Annotated in this window: 25 protein-coding genes; 20 read left to right on the top strand and 5 right to left on the bottom strand. The window is 46.2% G+C overall.

What is annotated here, in order from left to right:
- The first annotated feature begins 58 nt into the window (after positions 1-58).
- The 6 genes from AOC19_RS06580 to moaE are packed head-to-tail and all read left to right on the top strand — an operon-like array spanning position 59 to position 6,072.
- Positions 59-1,318: a pyridoxal phosphate-dependent aminotransferase gene (locus AOC19_RS06580; protein WP_215375064.1), complete on the top strand. Its 1,260-nt coding sequence runs from the start codon at positions 59-61 to the stop codon at positions 1,316-1,318.
- On the top strand, positions 1,315-2,625 hold the full coding sequence (locus AOC19_RS06575; RefSeq protein ID WP_215375062.1) for a homoserine dehydrogenase: 1,311 nt from the start codon (positions 1,315-1,317) through the stop codon (positions 2,623-2,625). The genes AOC19_RS06580 and AOC19_RS06575 overlap by 4 nt, the downstream gene beginning before the upstream one ends.
- A gap of 9 nt (positions 2,626-2,634) precedes the next feature.
- The gene (gene thrC, locus AOC19_RS06570; RefSeq protein ID WP_215375060.1) at positions 2,635-4,077 is read left to right on the top strand and encodes a threonine synthase; all 1,443 of its coding nucleotides are present in this window, start codon (positions 2,635-2,637) and stop codon (positions 4,075-4,077) included.
- 17 nt (positions 4,078-4,094) lie between these two features.
- A complete protein-coding gene (locus tag AOC19_RS06565) occupies positions 4,095-5,336 on the top strand; it encodes a molybdopterin molybdotransferase MoeA (protein WP_251368005.1) in 1,242 nt (413 codons plus the stop codon).
- An 18-nt stretch (positions 5,337-5,354) separates the two neighbouring features.
- Positions 5,355-5,612: a molybdopterin converting factor subunit 1 gene (moaD, locus tag AOC19_RS06560; RefSeq protein WP_215375058.1), complete on the top strand. Its 258-nt coding sequence runs from the start codon at positions 5,355-5,357 to the stop codon at positions 5,610-5,612.
- Between the two features lies 1 nt (position 5,613).
- Positions 5,614-6,072, top strand: coding sequence for a molybdopterin synthase catalytic subunit MoaE (moaE, locus tag AOC19_RS06555; RefSeq protein ID WP_215375056.1), 459 nt, complete (start codon positions 5,614-5,616; stop codon positions 6,070-6,072).
- A 1-nt stretch (position 6,073) separates the two neighbouring features.
- Here the strand turns inward: moaE and AOC19_RS06550 are convergent, their stop codons facing one another.
- Positions 6,074-7,069 (bottom strand): NAD(P)/FAD-dependent oxidoreductase, encoded by a 996-nt coding sequence (locus tag AOC19_RS06550; RefSeq protein WP_215375054.1) that lies wholly within the window; start codon positions 7,067-7,069, stop codon positions 6,074-6,076.
- Complete coding sequence (locus AOC19_RS06545) at positions 7,066-7,689, bottom strand: alpha-ketoglutarate-dependent dioxygenase AlkB family protein (protein WP_215375052.1); 624 nt, start codon at positions 7,687-7,689, stop codon at positions 7,066-7,068. Before AOC19_RS06545 ends, AOC19_RS06550 begins: the two co-directional genes overlap by 4 nt.
- Positions 7,690-7,781: 92 nt before the next feature.
- On the opposite strand from AOC19_RS06545, the gene AOC19_RS06540 reads away from it, so the two are divergent.
- A complete protein-coding gene (locus tag AOC19_RS06540; RefSeq protein ID WP_215375051.1) occupies positions 7,782-7,973 on the top strand; it encodes a hypothetical protein in 192 nt (63 codons plus the stop codon).
- 24 nt (positions 7,974-7,997) lie between these two features.
- Here AOC19_RS06540 and AOC19_RS06535 read toward each other — a convergent pair whose 3' ends face one another.
- Positions 7,998-8,867 carry an oxygenase MpaB family protein gene (locus AOC19_RS06535; RefSeq protein ID WP_215375049.1) on the bottom strand — a complete coding sequence of 290 codons (870 nt, stop codon included), beginning with the start codon at positions 8,865-8,867 and terminating at the stop codon, positions 7,998-8,000.
- Between the two features lie 5 nt (positions 8,868-8,872).
- Entirely contained in the window at positions 8,873-9,520 is a 648-nt protein-coding gene (locus AOC19_RS06530; RefSeq protein WP_215375047.1) for an LON peptidase substrate-binding domain-containing protein, read from the bottom strand.
- Positions 9,521-9,631: 111 nt separating this feature from the next.
- Here AOC19_RS06530 and AOC19_RS06525 point away from each other — a divergent pair, with 111 nt between their 5' ends.
- The 5 genes from AOC19_RS06525 to AOC19_RS06505 all read left to right on the top strand — a co-directional run bounded on the left by AOC19_RS06525 (position 9,632) and on the right by AOC19_RS06505 (position 12,822).
- Complete coding sequence (locus AOC19_RS06525) at positions 9,632-9,784, top strand: hypothetical protein (RefSeq protein WP_215375045.1); 153 nt, start codon at positions 9,632-9,634, stop codon at positions 9,782-9,784.
- Positions 9,785-9,816: 32 nt separating this feature from the next.
- Complete coding sequence (locus AOC19_RS06520) at positions 9,817-10,245, top strand: DUF2244 domain-containing protein (RefSeq protein WP_215375042.1); 429 nt, start codon at positions 9,817-9,819, stop codon at positions 10,243-10,245.
- A 99-nt stretch (positions 10,246-10,344) separates the two neighbouring features.
- Positions 10,345-10,917 carry an RrF2 family transcriptional regulator gene (locus AOC19_RS06515; RefSeq protein ID WP_215375040.1) on the top strand — a complete coding sequence of 191 codons (573 nt, stop codon included), beginning with the start codon at positions 10,345-10,347 and terminating at the stop codon, positions 10,915-10,917.
- A 20-nt stretch (positions 10,918-10,937) separates the two neighbouring features.
- A complete protein-coding gene (locus AOC19_RS06510) occupies positions 10,938-11,399 on the top strand; it encodes a tetratricopeptide repeat protein (RefSeq protein ID WP_215375037.1) in 462 nt (153 codons plus the stop codon).
- Between the two features lie 13 nt (positions 11,400-11,412).
- On the top strand, positions 11,413-12,822 hold the full coding sequence (locus AOC19_RS06505; RefSeq protein ID WP_215375035.1) for a 3'-5' exonuclease family protein: 1,410 nt from the start codon (positions 11,413-11,415) through the stop codon (positions 12,820-12,822).
- Between the two features lie 14 nt (positions 12,823-12,836).
- Here the strand turns inward: AOC19_RS06505 and AOC19_RS06500 are convergent, their stop codons facing one another.
- The gene (locus AOC19_RS06500; RefSeq protein ID WP_215375033.1) at positions 12,837-13,079 is read right to left on the bottom strand and encodes a GIY-YIG nuclease family protein; all 243 of its coding nucleotides are present in this window, start codon (positions 13,077-13,079) and stop codon (positions 12,837-12,839) included.
- A 115-nt stretch (positions 13,080-13,194) separates the two neighbouring features.
- On the opposite strand from AOC19_RS06500, the gene clpB reads away from it, so the two are divergent.
- The 8 genes from clpB (at position 13,195) to AOC19_RS06460 (ending at position 21,622) form a co-directional block, all read left to right on the top strand.
- On the top strand, positions 13,195-15,789 hold the full coding sequence (clpB, locus tag AOC19_RS06495; RefSeq protein ID WP_215375030.1) for an ATP-dependent chaperone ClpB: 2,595 nt from the start codon (positions 13,195-13,197) through the stop codon (positions 15,787-15,789).
- Between the two features lie 48 nt (positions 15,790-15,837).
- Positions 15,838-17,076: an MFS transporter gene (locus tag AOC19_RS06490; protein ID WP_215375028.1), complete on the top strand. Its 1,239-nt coding sequence runs from the start codon at positions 15,838-15,840 to the stop codon at positions 17,074-17,076.
- Between the two features lie 270 nt (positions 17,077-17,346).
- Positions 17,347-18,645 carry an isocitrate lyase gene (gene aceA, locus AOC19_RS06485; RefSeq protein WP_215375025.1) on the top strand — a complete coding sequence of 433 codons (1,299 nt, stop codon included), beginning with the start codon at positions 17,347-17,349 and terminating at the stop codon, positions 18,643-18,645.
- Positions 18,646-18,760: 115 nt separating this feature from the next.
- On the top strand, positions 18,761-19,201 hold the full coding sequence (locus AOC19_RS06480) for an HIT family protein (protein ID WP_215375022.1): 441 nt from the start codon (positions 18,761-18,763) through the stop codon (positions 19,199-19,201).
- Between the two features lie 19 nt (positions 19,202-19,220).
- Entirely contained in the window at positions 19,221-19,541 is a 321-nt protein-coding gene (locus AOC19_RS06475) for a hypothetical protein (RefSeq protein ID WP_215375019.1), read from the top strand.
- A gap of 52 nt (positions 19,542-19,593) precedes the next feature.
- Entirely contained in the window at positions 19,594-20,241 is a 648-nt protein-coding gene (locus tag AOC19_RS06470; RefSeq protein ID WP_215375017.1) for a hypothetical protein, read from the top strand.
- Between the two features lie 103 nt (positions 20,242-20,344).
- The gene (locus AOC19_RS06465) at positions 20,345-21,148 is read left to right on the top strand and encodes a DUF2092 domain-containing protein (protein WP_215375014.1); all 804 of its coding nucleotides are present in this window, start codon (positions 20,345-20,347) and stop codon (positions 21,146-21,148) included.
- An 18-nt stretch (positions 21,149-21,166) separates the two neighbouring features.
- Complete coding sequence (locus tag AOC19_RS06460; RefSeq protein WP_215375011.1) at positions 21,167-21,622, top strand: hypothetical protein; 456 nt, start codon at positions 21,167-21,169, stop codon at positions 21,620-21,622.
- Positions 21,623-21,743 lie beyond the last annotated feature (121 nt).

Below are 21,743 nucleotides of genomic sequence, written 5' to 3'. Positions count from 1 at the left end.
TGAGGATTATAGCCAGCTGTTTTTTCCTAGTTTTCAAGAACTTACCCTTTAATTTATTGTGAAACCGATCCTAAAGTCCGAAAAACTCAATCACGTCTGCTACGACATTCGTGGACCCGTGCTGGAGCTCGCTCAGCGCATGGAGGAAGAGGGTCACAAAATCATCAAATTAAACATCGGGAATGTGGGTGTTTTTGGTTTTGATCCTCCTGAAGAGATTCAGCTAGACATGATTCGTAATTTGGGTAATGCCTCAGCGTACTCCGATTCCAAGGGGATTTTTGCAGCTCGCAAGGCCATCATGCAGTATTGCCAAGAAAAAGGCATCCAGGGCGTTACTTTGGATGACATCTACACTGGTAATGGCGTTTCTGAGTTAATCGTATTAGCAATGAACGCATTACTCAATAACGGCGATGAAGTATTGGTGCCAGCTCCCGACTATCCATTGTGGACAGCAGCCGTAAGTTTGTCTGGTGGCACCCCTGTTCACTACCTCTGCGACGAGTCCAAAGACTGGGCGCCTGATTTAGCAGACTTGCGCAAAAAGATTACGCCTCGCACTAAGGCTATTGTGGTGATTAACCCCAACAATCCGACTGGCGCCATTTATTCCAAAGAGGTGCTCACAGAGCTAACTTCCATCGCCCGTGAGCATGGATTGATTCTGTTTGCTGATGAGATTTACGACAAGATGTTGTATGACCATGAGAAACATATTTCCTTAGCATCCTTATCTACCGATGTAGTCACTATCACTTTTAATGGCTTATCTAAGAACTATCGCTCATGCGGCTACCGTGCTGGCTGGATGGTGGTTTCTGGCGACAAAGAGATGATTCGAGATTACATCGAAGGTCTCAATATGTTGTCCTCAATGCGTTTGTGCGCCAACGTGCCAGGTCAGTATGCAATTCAAACAGCATTGGGTGGCTATCAAAGTATTAATGATTTGGTGAATGAAGGCGGACGTTTGGCGAAGCAACGCGATCTCGCCTGGAAGCTCATTACCGAAATCCCTGGTGTGACTTGCGTTAAACCCAAGTCTGCTTTGTACCTATTTCCAAAGCTGGATCCTGAAATGTATCCAATCGAAGATGATCAGCAGTTTGTAGCCGATCTTTTGAAAGAGGAAAAAGTGTTGTTAGTGCAGGGCTCCGGCTTTAACTGGGTCAAGCCGGACCACTTCCGTGTAGTGTTCTTACCCCATGAGGATGTGCTTAAAGAGGCTATCAGCCGCCTTGCACGTTTTCTTGAGCGTTATCGTCAAAAACATAGTCGTAAAGCGGCTAATTCAACAGCAACAAAGGCATCATGAAACCGATTCAAGTTGGTCTATTAGGTATTGGCACTGTAGGTGGTGGTGTATTTACTGTTCTCGAGCGCAACCAGGATGAAATTACCCGTCGCGCTGGTCGTGGTATCCGCATCAATACTGTTGCTGACCTCAATGTAGAGCGCGCTAAGGAGTTGGTAAAAGACCGTGCGCAAGTGGTGAGTGACGCTCGTGCCGTAATTAGCAATCCTGAAATCGATATCGTTGTTGAGTTGATCGGTGGTTACGGTATTGCTAAAGATTTAGTACTCGAAGCAATCGCCGCGGGTAAGCATGTAGTGACAGCCAACAAGGCTTTGATTGCCGTTCATGGCAACGAGATTTTTAAAGCTGCCCACGAAAAGGGTGTGATGGTCGCGTTTGAGGCTGCTGTTGCTGGTGGTATTCCGATTATCAAAGCACTTCGCGAAGGTTTAACTGCAAACCGTATTGAGTGGATCGCCGGCATTATTAATGGCACAACGAATTTCATTCTTTCTGAGATGCGTGACAAAGGTTTGGACTTTGCGACCGTCTTGAAAGAAGCGCAGCGTTTGGGTTACGCAGAAGCGGATCCTACATTTGATATTGAAGGTGTAGACGCTGCTCACAAGGCAACCATCATGAGTGCAATTGCATTTGGTATCCCAATGCAATTTGAAAAAGCCCACGTTGAAGGTATTACGAAGTTAGATGCCATCGATATTAAATATGCTGAGCAGTTGGGTTATCGCATCAAGTTGTTGGGCATTGCCAAGAAGACAACAACAGGTGTTGAGTTGCGCGTGCACCCAACCTTGATTCCGACCAAGCGTCTTATTGCAAACGTAGAAGGCGCTATGAATGCCGTTCAGGTATTTGGCGATGCGGTTGGTACAACGCTTTACTACGGTAAAGGTGCAGGCTCTGAGCCAACCGCCTCTGCTGTCATTGCTGACTTAGTAGATATCACCCGTTTATTGGGCGCAAGCCCTGAGAACCGTGTCCCTTATTTAGCATTCCAGCCTGATGCAGTGCGCGACATCACCGTATTGCCAATGGGTGAAATCACCACCAGTTATTACCTGCGCTTGCGAGTGGCTGATCAGGCAGGTGTATTGGCTGATATCACGAAGATTTTGGCGTCGCATAGTATCTCCATTGATGCGCTCTTGCAAAAAGAGGCGGACGAGGGTGAAAGTCAAACTGATTTAGTTGCACTGACTCACGAGACTAAAGAAAAGCACATGCTGGCAGCAATTCAGGAAATTCAAAATCTGAAAACGGTTGCAGGCGAAGTGGTGAAGATCCGTTTAGAAAATCTTTCCTAAGATAAATACATGCGTTACCAATCAACTCGGGGCAATAGCCCACAGCAATCCTTTTTAGAAATCCTGCTCGGTGGATTGGCGCCAGATGGTGGCCTATACCTACCTACTGAGTACCCGCAAGTCACTAAAGAGCAGCTGGATTCTTGGCGTGGCCTGTCTTATGCTGATCTCGCTTATGAAGTCTTAAGTCTCTATTGTGACGATATTCCTGAGGCAGATTTACGCGCCTTACTGCGTAAGACATATACAGAGCAAGTCTATTGCAATGGTCGTGCTGAAGATAATGCCAAAGACATCACCCCATTACATTGGTTGGGCGAAGAGCAGGGTACACGCATTGGTTTACTGAGTTTGTCTAACGGACCCACATTGGCGTTCAAAGATATGGCGATGCAGTTGCTCGGCAATCTCTTTGAATACGCTTTGAAGAAGCAAGGTCAGAAGCTCAATATTTTGGGCGCGACTTCTGGCGATACAGGTAGTGCAGCTGAATATGCCATGCGTGGCAAAGAGGGTGTGAAAGTGTTCATGCTGTCACCACGTGGCAAGATGAGCTCTTTCCAATCTGCACAAATGTATTCTTTGCAAGACCCCAATATTTTTAACCTGGCAGTTGCTGGCGTATTTGATGACTGCCAAGATATTGTCAAGGCAGTCAGCAATGACCACAGTTATAAAGCGAATCACCAAATTGGCACCGTGAACTCCATTAACTGGGGTCGTGTAGTGGCTCAGGTGGTGTATTACTTCCAAGGTTATTTGCTGGCAACCAAATCAAGCGCAGAGAAAGTCTCTTTTACTGTGCCATCAGGTAACTTTGGTAATATCTGCGCTGGTCACATTGCCCGTATGATGGGCTTACCAATTGCGCATTTGATTGCCGCTACGAATGAGAATGATGTTCTCGACGAGTTCTTTCGCACCGGTGTGTATCGTGCACGTAAGTCTGCTGAGACCTTGCACACCTCCAGCCCATCTATGGATATCTCTAAGGCAAGTAACTTTGAGCGCTTTGTATTTGATCTGATGGGCAAAGATGGTAAGGCAACTGCCGGGATGTTTAAGCAGGTAGATGAGGCTGGTGGCTTTGATATTTCCAAGGATGCTGTCTTTAAAGATATTGCTCAGTATGGATTTCAATCTGGTCGCAGCACTCATGAAAACCGCCTAGAGACAATTCGTAATATTGATTCGCAGTATGGCGTGATGATTGATACGCATACTGCTGATGGTGTGAAGGTGGCGCGTGAGCATTTGCAGGCAGGTATTCCGATGATTGTTTTGGAAACTGCATTGCCTATTAAATTTGAAGAAACGATTGAAGTGGCATTGGGGCGTCCAGCAGAATGCCCGCCAGCATTTAAAGATATCAAGTCAAAGCCGCAGCGCGTTGAAAATATCGATGCTGATGTCAATCAAGTGAAAAGCTTCATAACTGCCCACGTTAATTAACTCAGAAATTAAGCGCTATGACTAAGCCTCCGATGTTGACTGCTCAGCAGGCTTTAGACCACCTGCTGTCAAATGCAAAGGCTGTAGGTGAGAGTGAGACGGTCGCTATGCAAGCCGCGCTCGGCCGTGTACTGGCAGAAAATGTGAATAGCTTGGTGGATGTGCCTCCGCTCGATAACACTTCAATGGATGGTTACGCGGTGCGTACTGCAGATACCCAAACTCCTGGAAGTGCTCTCAAGATTGCGCAACGTATTCCGGCGGGATCCATGGGTACGCAGCTAGAGCCAGGGACTGCCGCCAGAATCTTCACTGGGGCTCCTGTTCCTCCGGGTGCTGATGCGGTTGTGATGCAAGAAGATTGCGCCATTCCAGAGGGTTCAACTGATCAAGTACAAGTCAATATCGCCCCAACATCAGGTCAATGGATCCGTCGCAGAGGTGAAGACCTGACTGCCGGCAAAACAGCCCTAACTGCGGGAACTTATTTGAGGCCACAAGAATTAGGTGTTGCGGCATCTGCTGGCTTAACGCATCTGAATGTAAAACGTAAAGTGAGAGTTGCTGCATTTTTCACTGGTGATGAGCTTTCGCTACCAGGCGAACCACTCAAACCGGGCGGCATCTACAACTCCAATCGCGATACTTTGTTAGCTTGTATTAAATCCTTGGGATGTGAGGCCACTGATTTTGGAATCGTTCCCGATAGTCTTGAGTCAACCAAAGAAACGCTTCGCAAGGCTAGTAAGGATCATGATCTGATTATTACTTCTGGTGGTGTCTCTGTTGGTGAAGAGGATCACATTAAGCCTGCAGTGACTGCTGAGGGTAGATTGGATCTTTGGCAGATTGCTATTAAGCCCGGCAAGCCTTTGGCTTTTGGTGCTGTGCGCAAATCAACTGAGAGTAAGGATGGGGAAACTTGGTTTATTGGACTCCCTGGCAATCCAGTGTCTAGTTTTGTGACATTTCTCCTATTTGTCCGCCCGTTTATTCTGAAGCTACAAGGGCGGGATGCAGGTATGCCACAGTCCTACCCAATGCGAGCCGACTTTGATTGGCTTAAAGGTGATCGTCGTAACGAGTTTCTGAGAGTCAAGATCAATGCGCAGGGTGGGTTAGATCTATTTCCAAACCAGAGCTCTGGCGTACTGACAAGCGCCTCATGGGGCGACGGCTTACTCGATTGCCCTCCGGGACAAGCAATTAAAGCCGGCGATATGGTGAAGTACATTCCATTTAATGCACTCCTCTCTTAATCGTATTAGGATTCGCATATGAAACTTGAATTACGATTCTTTGCTTCCTTGAGAGAGGGCCTTGGTCTTTCTGGTGAGACTATTACTGCGCCAGCAGAAGTTAAAACGATTGCTGACTTAAGAGATCATCTTGTTCAGCGTGGCAATCCTTGGGCTGAAGTATTGGCAAGTGGTAAGGTAATTCGTTGCGCCTTGAATCAAGTGATGGTGAGCGACTCTACTGCGCTAGTAGAAGGCGCTGAAGTGGCTTTCTTCCCTCCAGTTACTGGCGGATAAGATGCAGAACGATTTCATCCGCATTCAAGAGCAAGACTTTGATCTCACTGCTGAAGTAAAGGCGTTACGCAAGGATGATCCTCGTGTTGGTGCGATAGTAACTTTTGTGGGTACCGTCCGAGATATGAATGATGGTAGTCAAGTTAAGGGTATGACGCTGGAACACTATCCCGGCATGACAGAAAAATCCCTAGAAGAAATCATCCAACAAGCTAGAGGCCGTTGGGATCTTTACAAGACTCTAGTGATCCATCGAGTGGGCCCGCTTCTGCCGGAAGATCAAATTGTCTTAGTTGCGGTTACTAGTGCTCACCGGGGAGAAGCATTCGCTGCTTGCGAGTTCATCATGGACTACCTGAAAACTGCGGCGCCATTTTGGAAGAAAGAAGAAACCCCAGAAGGCAGTAAGTGGGTGGATGCTCGCGTGACTGATGACGCCGCAATGGCGCGTTGGAAATAATTTAGCTCGATAACTCTTTGAGTTTCAAAGCCAATTCGAGACCGCTTAACCAAGCACCTTCGATTCTGCCACCATTCAGCCAGTCCCCACAAAGTCCCAAGCCGATATCTGGCAGCGTAAAAAAGCCGATTGGATTTTCTAAGCCGCCACTTGCATAGCGCCAGCGGTGCATACTGATTTCAGCATCCTGACAATTCAATCCGAGATCAGTCAGGCATTTCACCATCTGGTCTTGGGCATCCTCTTTACTGAGCTCAACATTCTCTTGGCTCCAGTTAGGACTGCCATGAATAGTCCACATATTGCCTTGGCGCATTGGCTTGGACTCATTTTGACAAATCCAGCTAATGATTTCTTGATTGATAAAAGCGGCATCAAAATCGGTTCTGGCTTGGTTCGGAAGGTTCGCCATCATGGTCCAGCAGGCTTTCATCTGGGCTGAGGAGGTAATGTCAGAAGCCCTCGCATCAATATCCTTCAGTAAAGCGTGAGCCTGGGGGGCAGGTATAGCTAAAACAACAAAATCATATGCCGCATTGATTTCTGCATTCTCATTGCACCGAAGATGCCATTGATCATCTCGACGCTCTAATTGTGAGATGGTGGTCTCATACTGAATTGATAATGATTTGGCAAGATGCTTGCCAGGTGAGTTCATGTTGGGGGTGCCAACATAGCGGATTTCTTGAGACTTGCTTTCGCGCCATAAGCCAGCCTCGTATACCTTAAGCTTGGGTTTCCAGATCACTGCAGTACCGGCCTGAACCCAAGTTTGCACTTCCTGCATAAAGCGGGGATCTCTGGCGGTGAAGTATTGTGCGCCATGATCTGCTGACCAATCATTGCTTCGACGGGTGCTCATCCGGCCACTAGGGCCGCGACTTTTTTCAAAGATATCCACCGACATACCATGTGACTGAAGCTCCTGCGCACAGGAGAGGCCTGCAATTCCCGCGCCAATAATTGCCACCTTCTTCATTTCTGTATTGCTATTCATATGTGGGGAAGTATTTTTCGAAAGGTGAGATTGATTCGTGAACTTGTAACAGTCTTTGTCTTGAGAAGACTGTGTTGCCAATGCTCTTGAATTGGAGGGTGCATGATAAGTAAGCTGCCATGCTCTAGGAATACTGAGTTAGTGATATTGTCTTGCTTGTGGCGAAATGCAAATTTGCGTCGAGCACCCAGGCTAATGGATACGATAGGGACTGCACTATCCAATTCTTTCTCGTTGTCGCTATGCCAACCCATGCCTTCATCGCCAGTGTGATACAGATTCAGTAAGCAAGAGTTATAGCTATGCCCAGTAAATTGCTCGAGCTTATTTCTCATTTGAGTCAACTCTTTGCTCCAAGGCTGCGGCTTTTTTTGAACTCCAGAGTAGGCGTACAGGCACCCTGGGTCACCCACCCAAGCAACTTTTCTGGCGGTTCGGACCAATTTCCCGAACATGAGAAGTTCATCCGATTCCCAGGTAAGCGAATCCAGTAGATTGTTAAACAGGCCATCAGCAGTTTCTGCGTCGTAAAAACTGTTGAGATATTCAACTCGACCATCTTTTGCCAACAGTAGCACTGGCTCTGTGACGTCTTGTCGATCAAATAACTGGTTTTGCATGGCTAGTGAATCAGGCTGGGTTGAGTACGCTATTTCAATAAAAACTCTAGAATAGATTCCATTATGAATTGTTCAGGATGAATGGGTTAATTATGAAAGCACCAGATAAGCGTTGCTGTGGCTCGGGCGTCTGCATCATCAATCAAGCGGGTGAGTGTTGGTGCGGTCAAGTGTGGGATGGCGAGAAAATGAGCGCACCCCCTTTATTGTCAGCAAAAACTCAGGCTATAAAACCAGATTCCGAAGTTGATCAAGCTAAGCCCGAATCCCAGGACCCCCTTTAACACAGGTTTTACTGGCTTCCTTTTTTATTTGGTAAGTCCATTTACCCTACGCAGGGAGTGAGCAGCTACGCCATCTTTTAGCGCCTCTCTAACTGGTATCGCCATGAGTCGAATGGCAGAACTCATGGCCAATCTCTCTAGTCTGCTTGGTTGGGGTCGATGAATGATGGGATATACCCAATCTGGTAGGTTCAGAAACCCTGCGCGACTGATCATTTTGACAAAAGGCTTGGCGCTGAGATTGCTTGGAAAATTGTCGAGCATCCCAATAATGCTTTTGGCCCTGTCACCATAGTGAAGTTGGGGGATGTACTGCCTGATCGTATGCTCAGTACCGGAATAGCTATCTGGAAGATCAATTGCTCCCAACCTTTCACCTAGCATTTTCATTTCTAAGAAATACTGATCTTTTGCTTGCGCATGGAGAGGCTCGCTTCGATATGACTCATAAGAGCGCATAAAGCTTCGGGTTTCTGTTAAATGAACCCATGCCAGTAGCTGGGGGTCATCGGCCCTATAAGGCTCGTTAAATTCATCAAAGCCAGTGACCTTCTGGTGGATCTGATTGACGCGATCAATAGCATGATTAGCCATTTCATTTGAGCCATAAGTAGTTGCGGCAATGAAAAATGCAGTTCTTCCTAATCGACCTTTGAGATCCTCTCTGAAGCTGGAGTGATCCCATACGCCAGCAAGCGCCTTAGGATGCAAGGCTTGCATGACCAATGAGCTGATGCCGCCGATCATCATTGAAATAAAATCTGCATGTACTTTCCAGGCTACAGATTCTGGCCCGAACAAGCCTCTGTCACCAGCGGGCTCCAAAAATGCGACTGGTGGACCACCACCGCCTACCATTTCTCGAATTGATCGACGAATTAGCTCATCAATCATATTTTTTAATGAATTAGGGTGTTGCGAAGATCGTTATCTTCAATGATCTCTGAAATTAAATCGAGTCGGATTCGGGGGTTACTTTGAGCAAGTAAGTGGTTTTTCTGAGCTGGGGGAAGCGGTAGAAGTTCAGCCAATCGATTGGAGACCCATCCGCAATCATCCAGATTTTCTGGGATTTTGAAGGCATCATCCCCAAGTAAATCCTCGCTTTTGATGACAGCAATAATTTCATGAAGAATTGCGGCTACCTTTTCATGTTCTTTTGGTAGCGGTATCTCAGGATCAGCATCAATCAATTCAACTTGACCCATCCATAGACCATCGGCTTCTTGCTTCATGTCTAAAACATGAAAGCGCTGAGTCCCATAGGACTTGGTCATATAAAGAGCGGGCTGGATTGGATCAAACTCTTCCAATTTCGCTAGGGTGCCAATATTTGAAAAGTTGGCGAGCGCACTTGCATCTGAATCAATCGGCTGGTTGTCGAGAATGCTGACAACCCCGAAAGGCGAGTCTTCACGTAAGCAACGTTTCATCATATCTAGATAACGTGCTTCAAAAATTTTGAGGGCAATGACGCCACCTGGGAATAGGGTGGTTCCTAGGGGGAAAAGAGGTATCCAGCTGGCTGTGGTGGGATTATTTGTCATACATTTAATTTAAAGGATTTGCGTTGAGTTTGCTGAGCCCTTGAATTCATAGCCTCTTCAGCAGTAATTCCGGATTTCAGCCAAAATGATGCTGTTCACAGGAGATTAAAAATGATGCAAAAACTACGGGTTAAGCTCGCACGCTGGATTCTGGGAAAACATTGCCCTTGCTACCAAATGGGCTACCACTCTATGGTTGATTTTCAGCAGCGTAGTGCTGATCAGCTAGAAAAGGCTAAGCAAGCTCAGTCTGCCAATAACTAGGCTGCCTGCTTTATAGAGATCCTTATTCCATCATGAAAATCTGGAAGATGAGGCGCAATTGTGCGCTGACCCCAGGTCAGTTGCTGAAGTTTTATATCGCCCTGGTTTGCCTCTCATTAACTGTGGCCACTGGGTTTTTGTTGGCTGGGGTAAAAATTATCCTCATTTTCACTGCGATAGAGTTAACCGCAGTCACTGTTGGATTTTTGATCTACTGCCGTCATGCCTTAGATTTTGAATCAATTGAAATTAGCGGTACGCGCTTATTGGTGAGAAAGTTTATTGCCTATAAAGAGACTGTGACTGAATTTAATACTCACTGGGCCAAGCTCTCCCATCCGGAAGAGCATGCAAAGGTCTTTTTTATTGAGCAGACAGGGCAGAGGGTTGAGCTCGGTCAGTTTCTTAGGCGCGAGCAATTGAAGAGCCTCATTGCTGAGCTACGACCTTACTTAAGTTGATTGCAACCATGGGTACGCAAGGGTTAAATCTTGCTCTCCTGCAGAAATAACAATTTAAGCTGATACTGATTTAAATCTAACATTTCTTCTAAATTCATCATGAATGTCAATACAGCAGTAAAAGCCGCGCTCAATACCCTGGTGGACATAGCCTCCCATTCGAGCAGTCTTCAGCCAGTTACTGGTCTAGAGTTAGCGCAACGTCAAAAATTATCGATTAGTCGAATTGAGTTATTGCTCAGCGCATTGCGTGCTGCCGGCATTGTCAAGGGCACAAAGGGTCGAAACGGCGGCTACACACTCTTGCAAGATCCCCGGATGGTCACCATTAAGGATGTTGTGCTGGCCATGAATTACATCAAAAAGCGTAAGGTTGAGGCTTGCGATATTGCAAGTGAGCTATACCAATCCCTAGAGACATATATGCTCAGCTGTATGGCCAATATGAATCTTTCTGATGCCATTAAAGATTATGTGCCGCGATTTAGTGATGCCAAAACCGCGCCAGAGCGTCAGACTTTTTCTTACCCAGAATTAAAAGTGCATAAGCCATCTAAGGGTGAGGTTCAGAGGGTAATTAAGACGCCTTTTAAGAAGGTGGAGGATGTTCCGCTAGGGCCAAATTCTATTTTCAGTTTTGGTGACTACCTGCATAAAGCAGATTCAATATAAGGCTCCAGGAGAAGAAAGCAATGAAACGGAATTTACTTAGCAAGATATTTATATTTTTAGTGATATCAATAGCGCCATGGGTAGTTTCTGTTGCTGCTGACAGTGCTCCAACTAGATCAGATCCTGCTTGGCTAACGGATGCTCGTGCCAGCATTAAATCCAATAACTATGAGCAGGCATTAAAGCAACTGCAGTCAGCCAATGAGGTCAATTCAGCGGACTGGAATAACCTCATGGGATATAGCCTTCGTAAAAAGCAGCCACCTGATTTGGTGTTATCCGAAAAGTACTACCAGGCAGCACTCAAGATTGATCCAAGTCATAGATCGGCTTTGGAGTATTACGGTGAACTACTGTTGATGAAGAAGGACTTACCTGGGGCTGAAGCAATGTTGGCTAGGTTGGATAAGGCCTGCCTATTTGGGTGCGAAGAATACAGCGATCTCAAAGCGAGTATTGCGAAGTATCAAGCTAAAAAGTAATTCTTGAGCCCTGATGTCGGCGAATCACCTCGAGTATCCCCCGTTGGCATTTGTTGATATTGAGACAACGGGCTCTCATTTTGAGCGCGATCGCATTACTGAGGTAGGTATCAAATCCCTGATTCATGATCAGGTGGAGTCTTGGGAAAGCCTCATTAATCCCCAAACATTTATTCCGCAAAACATACAGGTCTTGACTGGCATCCGCCCAGACATGGTGAGCAAGCAACCTCCCTTTGAGGGTTTGGCGACAGACATTGCTCGAGAGCTAGAGGGTAAGATTTTTGTGGCCCATAACGCCCGATTTGATTATGGATTTTTGAAGGCCTCCTTTAAGCGTGTGGGTATCGACTTCAAGCCTAAGGTACTTTGCACCGTGAAACTCTCTAGATTGCTATTTCCTGAGCAGGCTAGACATAATCTGGACACCATCATCAGCGCACATGGTCTCAAAATTAGCTCACGGCATCGCGCCTTGGGTGATGCGGATTTGCTGCTTCAGTTTTGGCGAGTATGCGAAGCAAAGCTGGGGCGCGAGGCCCTGCTGAAAGCAGTGAATCAGCTCATTGGCAATGCGAGCTTGCCACCCAATATTGATAAAGCTCTGGTGGATTCCATTCCAGAGAAGCCGGGCTGCTATATTTTTTATGGCGAGAATCGGCTCCCACTCTACATTGGTAAGAGTATCTCCTTGCGCAGTAGAGTGATGGGGCATTTTCAAGGTGCGCTAAGTTTGCGTAAGGAGATGAAGCTCTCCTTGCAGGTAAGGGATATCGATTGGATTGAAACTAGCGGAGAGTTGGGCGCACTGATTTTAGAGTCACAGCTCATTAAAGAGCGCATGCCTAGCATGAACATTAAATTACGCCGCTCTAAAGATCTTTGTGCTTGGAAGTTGGGGTTAGATGAGCATGGCGTGCTCAGTCCAGAGTTGGTTGGCCACCGTGAGCTGGATCCCGGGGTTCAAGAAAATTTGTTTGGCTTGTTCTATAGCAAAAGAGAGGCCAATTCCTATCTCAAGGCAATAGCCAAAAAATATCGTCTCTGTGAAGCGCTTCTGGGTTTAGAGAAGCGTATTGAGGGTAAGGCTTGCTTTGGTTATCAAGTGAAGCAATGCGGGGGTGCTTGTATCAGTCAATCTCCTATCGAGTTACATAATCTTCAGTTGAAGACTGCATTGGAATTATTTCAGGTTCAGGTTTGGCCTTATTCAGGGCCCGTTGCAATCAAAGAGGCAGGCCATATGCTCGTAGTTGATCGCTGGCGTTATCTAGGTACGGCGATCAACGAGGAAGAGCTTTATGAATTGGCTGACTCAGGAGAGGCTGAATTTGACCTAGATATTTATAAGATCTTAAAAAAGGCACTGGCCGGAAGCTTTAAGAATCAAGTAATCCCTTTAATGCTCAAAGATCCTGCGTAAATCCAATCGCTAGCCTAGGGTTTAAAAAACCCCAACTTTTCAGATCTAGGTAATTTCTTCAATCTAGCCTCCGCCTTGGAGGCCTCAGATCGATCTGGGTGCTCTTGCGTGGCCAAAAGGGTAACTGGTCTGCGCGCTCTCGTATAACGCGCACCTTCCCCGGAATTATGGGCTGCCAAGCGATGTTCTAGGCGGTTCGTAATCCCAGCGTAATAGCTGCCATCAGAGCACTCTAAGAGGTAAACAAGCCAGGTCAAAATAGGGAGAAATTCGCTTAAAAAGAGGTCTAACGGACTTGAAATTACCAAGAATGCCCCTATATTCTATAGATATAAATATATAAAAATAGATCAAGTAGATAGGATTTAGAAAATGAGAATAGATAAATTAACTACGAAGTTTCAAGAGGCGCTCAGCGAGGCGCAAAGTCTTGCTTTGGCAAAAGACAATCAATACATCGAGCCGGCTCATTTGCTGTTGGCCATGTTGCGTGACTCCGATGGCGGCGCCAAGAGTTTATTAACCCGTGCGGGCGTGAATGTTCCGGGTCTTGAGAAGGCTACCGAAAAACTGATTAGCAACTTGCCTGAAGTGCAGGGTACTAGCGGTGAAGTTCAGGTCGGCCGTGATTTAAGCAATTGGCTCAACTTATGTGAGAAAGAAGCCAATAAGCGCAATGATCAATTTATTGCTGGCGAGCTCTTTTTGCTGGTGGTGGCAGATGACAAAGGCGAGCTTGGCAAGATTGCTCGTGAGAATGGTCTAAATCGTAAATCGTTAGAGGCGGCTATTGATTTAGTACGCGGAGGAGAATCAGTGAATAGTGCAGATGCTGAAGGTCAACGTGAAGCCTTAAAGAAATACACCGTCGATTTAACTGAGCGTGCCCGCATGGGTAAGCTCGATCCTGTGATTGGTCGCGATGATGAAATTCGTCGCACCATTCAGATTTTGCAACGTCGCGGTAAAAATAATCCAGTGCTGATTGGTGAGCCAGGTGTAGGTAAGACTGCCATCGTCGAGGGTTTAGCCCAACGCATTATTAATGGTGAAGTCCCTGAGACCCTCAAGAACAAGCGCGTCCTAGTGCTGGATATGGCATTGCTATTGGCTGGCGCTAAGTATCGTGGTGAATTCGAAGAGCGCCTTAAGGCTGTTTTGAGCGATGTAGCTAAAGACGAAGGTCAAACCATCATCTTTATTGATGAGATCCATACGATGGTTGGTGCTGGTAAGGGTGATGGCGCAATGGATGCCGGCAATATGCTGAAGCCCGCCTTAGCGCGTGGTGAATTGCATTGCATCGGTGCTACCACTCTGGATGAATACCGAAAGTACATTGAGAAAGATCCAGCACTTGAGCGCCGTTTCCAAAAAGTGATGGTGGAAGAGCCTAGTGTTGAGGCAACTATTGCCATCTTGCGTGGTTTGCAAGAACGTTATGAGCTTCACCATGGCATTGAGATTACCGATCCTGCTATTGTGGCAGCAGCCGAGCTATCACACCGCTACATTACGGATCGTTTCTTGCCAGATAAGGCGATCGACCTCATTGATGAGGCTGGATCACGCATTCGGATGGAAATTGATTCCAAGCCAGAGGTGATGGATAAGCTGGAGCGTCGCCTCATTCAGCTCAAGATTGAGCGTGAAGCCGTCAAGAAAGAAAAGGATGAAGCGTCTCAAAAGCGCCTTGGTCTCATTGAAGATGAGATCAAACGCTTAGGCGCTGAGTATGCAGATCTGGAAGAAATCTGGAAGGCGGAAAAAGGTGCTGTGCTGGGTGCCGCTCATCTCAAAGAGGAGATTGAAAAAGTTCGTGCCGATATTGCTAAGTTGCAACGCGATGGTAAGTTAGAGCAAGTTGCAGAGTTGCAATATGGAAAGTTGCCTGAGCTCGAAGCGAAGCTTAAATCTGCCGCCGCTGCCGAAGCAAAAGGTGATAAAGATGGCGTAGTCAAAAACAAACTCTTACGTACCCAAGTGGGCGCCGAAGAGATTGCGGAAGTAGTCTCACGTGCCACAGGTATTCCGGTATCGAAGATGATGCAGGGTGAGCGCGACAAGCTGCTGAAGATGGAAGAGTTATTGCATAAGCGAGTAGTTGGTCAAGAGGAGGCTATACGTGCGGTATCGGATGCGATTCGTCGCTCCCGTGCCGGTCTCGCTGAAGAGAATCGTCCTTATGGCTCATTCTTATTCCTTGGGCCAACGGGTGTTGGTAAGACTGAGCTCTGCAAAGCTTTGGCTGGTTTCTTGTTTGATAGCGAAGATCATCTCATCCGTATCGACATGAGTGAGTTCATGGAGAAGCATAGCGTTGCTCGTTTGATCGGCGCGCCTCCAGGTTATGTGGGTTACGAAGAGGGTGGTTACTTAACTGAGCAAGTGCGTCGCCATCCTTATAGCGTGATCTTATTTGATGAGATTGAGAAGGCACATCCAGATGTCTTTAATGTACTTCTACAAGTGTTAGACGATGGCCGCTTAACCGATGGTCAAGGTCGCACTGTCGACTTTAAAAATACGGTGATTGTGATGACTAGCAATATTGGTTCCCATCTCATTCAGTCTATGACCGATAAGAAACAATCCGAGATCAAGGATGCCGTATTTGAAGAGTTGAAGAATCACTTCCGTCCTGAGTTCCTCAATCGTATTGATGAGATCGTGGTATTCCATGGCTTGGATAAAGGCAATATCGCTAATATTGCGAAGATCTTGCTGAAGAACTTATCTGATCGATTGGCGAAGGTCGATATGCAGATGGAAGTTAGCGATGCTGCTCTGAGTAAGATTGCGGAAGTTGGTTTTGATCCCGTATTTGGGGCAAGACCACTCAAGCGTGCGATTCAGCAATATATCGAGAACCCAGTGTCTAAGATGATCTTGGAAGGTAAGTTTGGCCCTAAGGACACCGTTCCCGTGGGCGTCGATCAGAACGGCGATTTCAGCTTCAGCAAGTAATACCGCTGTATTTCAGCAGGAACTTTCCTGTGCCAGTAAACTCGGTACATGACTGATGCCCTAGTAATGAGGCGCGCCAGTGATGTCCGGGTGGTTGGTCTGATTAGCCTGGCTCACGGCAGCTCCCATTTCTTCCATTTAATTCTGCCGCCCATGTTCCCATGGTTGAAGGCAGAATTTGGCTTTAACTACGCTGAGTTGGGTCTGCTCATGACCATCTTCTTCGTAGTCTCCTGCATTGTTCAGGCGGCATCTGGATTTTTAGTTGATCGGATTGGTGCTCGCCCAGTATTGTTCGCTGGCGTCGGTTTACTGGCATTGGCTGCACTCACTTACTCTCAAAGTAATGGCTATGCTATGTTGGTGTTGGGCGCGGTGATTGCAGGTTGCGGCAATGGCGTCTTTCATCCGGTCGATTACACATTAATCAACCATAAAATCTCACCTCCGAATTTGCCCTATGCTTATTCCATTCATGGAGTAACGGGTTATATTGGTTGGGCCGCAGCTCCAGCCTTTATGGTGGCGGTAGCAAGTATTGCTGATTGGCGGATTGCATTTCTCTCTGCTGCAGTACTTGAGGCCCTGATCCTACTCACCCTGTGGATTGGTAGGGCGCGCTTAATTGATGATGTCCATGCAAGACGCGAGGAATCTCAGGCTAGTCATGCTCAAAGCAATCCTGGTGGTGCGCCCATGAGTACCTTTGGTTTTCTGAAGCTGCCCGTTGTTTGGCTTTGTTGGATTTTCTTTTTCTTCAGCATGGCTGCAACGACCGGCTTGCAATCATTTGCGCCAACGGCACTTTTTAAAATCTATGACATCGCTGTCAGTTCTGGAAATTACTATCTCACTCTGATGTCTATGGGTGGTGCAGGCGGTATGTTATTGGGCGGTTATTTAGCAACTAAATTAAAAGTGCCAGAACGCATTATTACGATTTGCTTCACTGTAAATATTGTGATGGGGCTATTGTTGGCGACAGGTTTGATTCCAATCGAGTTGATTGTGATTGCCTTCATTGTGATTGGTCTTGGTCTGGGCATTGCCGCACCATCACGTGATTTGATGATTCGCTCTGCAACACCTTCCGGCTCATCCGGTAGGGTGTATGGCATTGTGTATTCCGGGATTGATCTCGGTGCAGCTATGAGCCCATTGATCTTTGGAATCTTCCTAGATATCGGTTTACCTAAGCTGCTATTTGTCGGAGTGGCGATCCTACAGCTCATGATTATTTTGACTGGATTTAAGGTCGCCTCTATTGGCAAGCCTCAAGCCGCCTAAAAGACCTTCTCTCTTTTCATAATGTGAAAAGACATTCCCGTACGCAAAATGCAGTGCAATATTTCCCCTTGGGCGTACTCTCACCCTTTGGAGAAGCGTTTCACAATATAAAAAAATCTTTTTAAGTAGCTGAATTAATTGAGTTAATTATTTTCATAATTTATTTAAATAGTTCTTGCATGCTGTTTCTAGATCCTTAAACTCTTATATAAGACATAAGACTTGAATGTCCAAATATTTGAAGTACTTGTTTAACTTAGGGAGAAAAACATGGCAGATCGCAAAGCAGAAATCGCAGCACTACAAAAGGACTGGGATACCAATCCACGCTGGAAAGGTATTACCCGTGGCTACACAGCTGAGGATGTTGTGCGTCTTCGTGGTTCATTGAAGATTGAGCACACATTAGCCAAACATGGTGCAGAGCGTCTCTGGGAGTTGGTGAATAACGAAGCTTACGTTAACTGTTTAGGTGCATTGACTGGTGGACAGGCAATGCAACAAGTTAAAGCTGGCGTTCAGGCAATCTACTTGTCAGGTTGGCAAGTTGCTGCTGACGGTAACTCTTACGCAGCAATGTATCCAGATCAATCTTTGTATCCAGTTGACTCAGTTCCAAAGATGGTTGAGCGTATTAACAACTCATTCCAACGTGCCGACGAAATCCAAACCGCTAAAGGCATTAACAAAGGCGATGCTGGTTACATTGAGTACTTTGCTCCAATCGTTGCTGATGCTGAAGCGGGTTTCGGTGGTGTACTAAATGCATTTGAATTAAGCAAAGCATTGATCAAGCAGGGTGCTGCTGGCGTTCACTTCGAAGACCAACTCTCTTCTGTAAAGAAATGCGGTCACTTGGGTGGAAAGGTATTGTTGCCTACTACTGAATCAGTTCAGAAATTGATCTCTGCACGTTTGGCTGCTGACGTCATGGGTGTTCCAACCATCATCTTGGCTCGTACTGATGCTGAAGCTGCTGACTTATTGACATCCGACTACGATGCAAACGACAAGCCATTCTTGACAGGTGAGCGTACTGCTGAGGGCTTCTACAAAACACGTAAGGGCTTGGATCAAGCTATCTCTCGTGGTTTGGCATACGCTGCATATGCTGATATGGTTTGGTGTGAGACAGGTACGCCTGATTTGGAATTTGCCCGTAAGTTCGCAGAAGCAATTCGTGCGAAGTTCCCAGGCAAAATGTTGGCTTACAACTGCTCACCATCTTTCAACTGGAAGAAGAACTTGGATGACGCAACGATTGCGAAGTTCCAACGTGAATTAGGTGCAATGGGCTACAAGTATCAGTTCATCACTTTGGCTGGTATTCATTCCATGTGGTACAACATGTTCGACTTGGCCCAAGACTATATGCAGCGCGGTATGACTGCTTATATCGAGAAAGTACAGGAGCCAGAATTTGCTGCTCGTGATCGTGGTTACACATTCGTATCGCATCAGCAAGAGGTTGGTACTGGTTACTTTGACGATGTAACCACAGTGATCCAAGGTGGTAAGTCTTCAGTAACAGCATTGACTGGTTCTACAGAAGAAGAGCAGTTCCACTAAGAAATCCCTAAGCAGTTCATAGCAGTGGTGCAGTAATCAATCTATCCTTACTGTCTCGGCATCTAAATTACCCCACAAGGGTGACTTAGATGCCGTTTTCGTATACATTCTTCACATGACTAATTGCGTGCTCTGTAAAGAAGAACTCAAGCCTGAAGAGGGTCAATTGATCTGGCGTGGAGATGACTGCCGAGTCATCCTGGTAAACGATCCTGACCTACCTGGTTTTTGCCGGGTAATCTGGAATCGTCATGTCGCCGAAATGACTGATCTCACTCATGGTGAGCGTGAGCACCTCATGGCCTTGGTATTTGCTGTGGAGGAAGCGGTGCGTCATATGATGCAGCCAGACAAGGTGAATATTGCTGCCTTGGGTAATATGGTGCCGCATATTCATTGGCACATCATTCCGAGATACAAGGACGATGCCTTCTTTCCGGGATCGGCTTGGTCTGCAAAGACTCAGCAAACTCTAGCAAGCAATTTAGAGCATAGAAAAAAACTGGCTCAAGAGTTGCCAAAGGCGATTAAGTCGGCAATAGCAGCACTTTCCTAATGATTTTGCAAAAATACCCATGAAATTTTTAAAGTCGCTTTATTTAAGTATTGCGCTGATATTGGTTGGCTGTTCAACGGCAGCCAATTACCAGGCAAATTTGCAGGCCTGGGTTGGCCAATCTGAGCAAGCGCTAGAGGCTGGTTGGGGGCTGCCTTCATCGATTGTGATTAGCGGAAATACAAGGTATCTAACTTATGCCCGTAATGATGGTGTTTATGTTCAGGGTGGTTACTGGGGGAGGACTGTTACTCCCTTGTATTGCTCTACCGTCTTCTCGATTCAAAATAATGTTGTAGTGCAAGCTCATTTTCAAGGGAATGAGTGCACATCTTATTAAATACAGCGCAGTATTGAAGTCTCTCTTGGGTCCATTAAATAGGTAACGCCACATGTTGAGTAACGATAGAAAATCCATTATCGAGGCTGAAGAGAAATTTCGTCACGAGCTAAAGATAAAGTTAGAGGCCGAGACTGCAAGCCTTAAATCAGGCCTTAATTTACTGGAAGAAGACGTGAAATTGGTAGAGAAAAAATTCTCAGCCAAGTTAATGGAGTTTCTCAACTCTTCCGTGGGTATGTGGTTTTTGTCCTCGGTAGTGATTACTGGTGGTGCCGCTGGACTTCAGCAAATTCAACATCATTATGAGACTGAGCAAAAAAATAAGGCTCAATTAATCGAGTATCAATTTGAGATTGGTAATCGCATCCAAAATATGAAGTACTTTTTGCGCCATGCAAAAACAGTCGGTGACGCTAAGTCTGCTTTGGCCAGTGTATTTAAAAGTAAGTTCCCTTTAAGTCCCACTTTGGAAAATCAAAGTCTATCTGCTTTGTATTTCAATCTCTATCAGTTAATTGATGGTACTGATAAGGAAAAAAGTAAACGCGCAATTGAAGTGGTTCTCGACTTAGAAGATGCTGAGGTTTCGCTGCAAGCCCAAAAGAATGATCAGGCATTAAGTGCTGCTGATAAAGAGCGCCTGAGCAAATTAGTTGCTGATATAGAGAATTTACACATTAAAGGCGTTAGTCAATAAGTATCAAATCTCTGTATAGGGGTTTGCCCGCTTAATTCTTTGTTTATAGTCATCACTATTGCAATAGAATTTGTATTACACCAACTCAATCTTAAGGTCGTTTATGTATTCCTTTAGCAAGATCGTTGCTGCTCTGGTTTCATGCTGCATTTTGGGTGTTGCCAGCGCTCAGTCTGCGAATATCAATCGGCCTGAGGCGGGGAAAAGACCCCAGTTACCAAAAGGCATGACGGCAATTGAGCCTGCAGCCTTGGAGTTGCTTAAGGCAATGACGGATAAGTTAGCCGCTGCCAAGTCTATGCAGTTTGAGGCCCTAGTCTTATCAGAGTTTCCGTCTATTGACGGTCTTCCGGTGATCTATTCAACTGCCGCAAAAGTAGCGCTTCAGCGACCTAATAAATTTGATGTAGTTGTTTGGGGTGATGGGCCATCAAGTGAGGTTCTATTTAATGGCAAGCAATTATTTGCCTATAGTCCAGAAAAAAATCTCGTGGCCGTCACTAGTGCGCCTAGCAATATCGATGAGGCTGCCAAATTTGCGTACGACAAAGCGGGGTTATTTTTTCCTGGTGATGATCTCATCCTATCCAACCCATATGCTCACTTAACTCAAGGCCTCACCGATGCTTTTATCGTTGGTAAGACAAAGTTAGTAGGCGGGGTTGAGACTAATGTCATTGTGATGGCTGGTAGAGAGCTTCAGGGTCAAATCTGGATTGGCGCAAAAGATAATCTTCCTTATATGGCCTCATGGATTTACTTGGGTGACAAATCTTTGCCAAGAACAACGCTGCAATATAAAAACTGGAAACTCAATTCCAGTATTCCAGGGGTGCGCTTTGATGCTAGTAGATTCTCAAAGGCCCTCACTATTGAATTTGCGCAGCCTGATGCGCCACTTAATTAAAAGCATTAGGGACATCATATGAAAATTTTTTCGTACGTTTTATTGGGTTTAGTTGGTTTAACTACATTAACTGCTGTAACGGATGCTGAAGCTTATTGGCATGGTTATCGTGGGGGGTGGCGCGGCCCAGGCTGGGGTGGCGGCGGTTGCTGGCGTTGCGGACCTGGTTGGGTGGGGCCTGCAGCAGTTGTGGCGGGTGCTGAGGTAGTTGAAGGCTCTACCTCACCTCCGGTGGTAGTTGAGCAAGCTCCAGCGCCTGTTTATGTGCAGCAGCCTGCACCAGTAGTAGTTGCCCCCGGACCAGCAGCTCCTGTTGGCTATTCAATCCCACCAATCGGCTCAACTTTTCCAAATCTGTTGCCTGGATGTTTTCTGGCTCCAAGAAATGGCATTAACTTCTATCAGTGTCAAGGCTTCCGAATGAGGCCTCTTTATGGTGGAAATGCTTTTTATTACCGCGTAGTTCCCGGGTAAAAAACCACTTTTAGCTGACCCCCAAATTTGGATATTCTATTCAGCTGAGGGGGTTTGTTTTTGACCTCGAACCGTAAATTATTTGATCCTAGTTTCTAGGATCATTTACCTTTTTGAGTGT

It is taken from the genome of Polynucleobacter asymbioticus (genome assembly GCF_018687575.1).
GTDB lineage: Bacteria > Pseudomonadota > Gammaproteobacteria > Burkholderiales > Burkholderiaceae > Polynucleobacter > Polynucleobacter asymbioticus_C.
The sequence above is the reverse complement of the archived record's forward strand: the minus strand, read 5'-3'. Positions and strand labels throughout refer to the sequence as shown.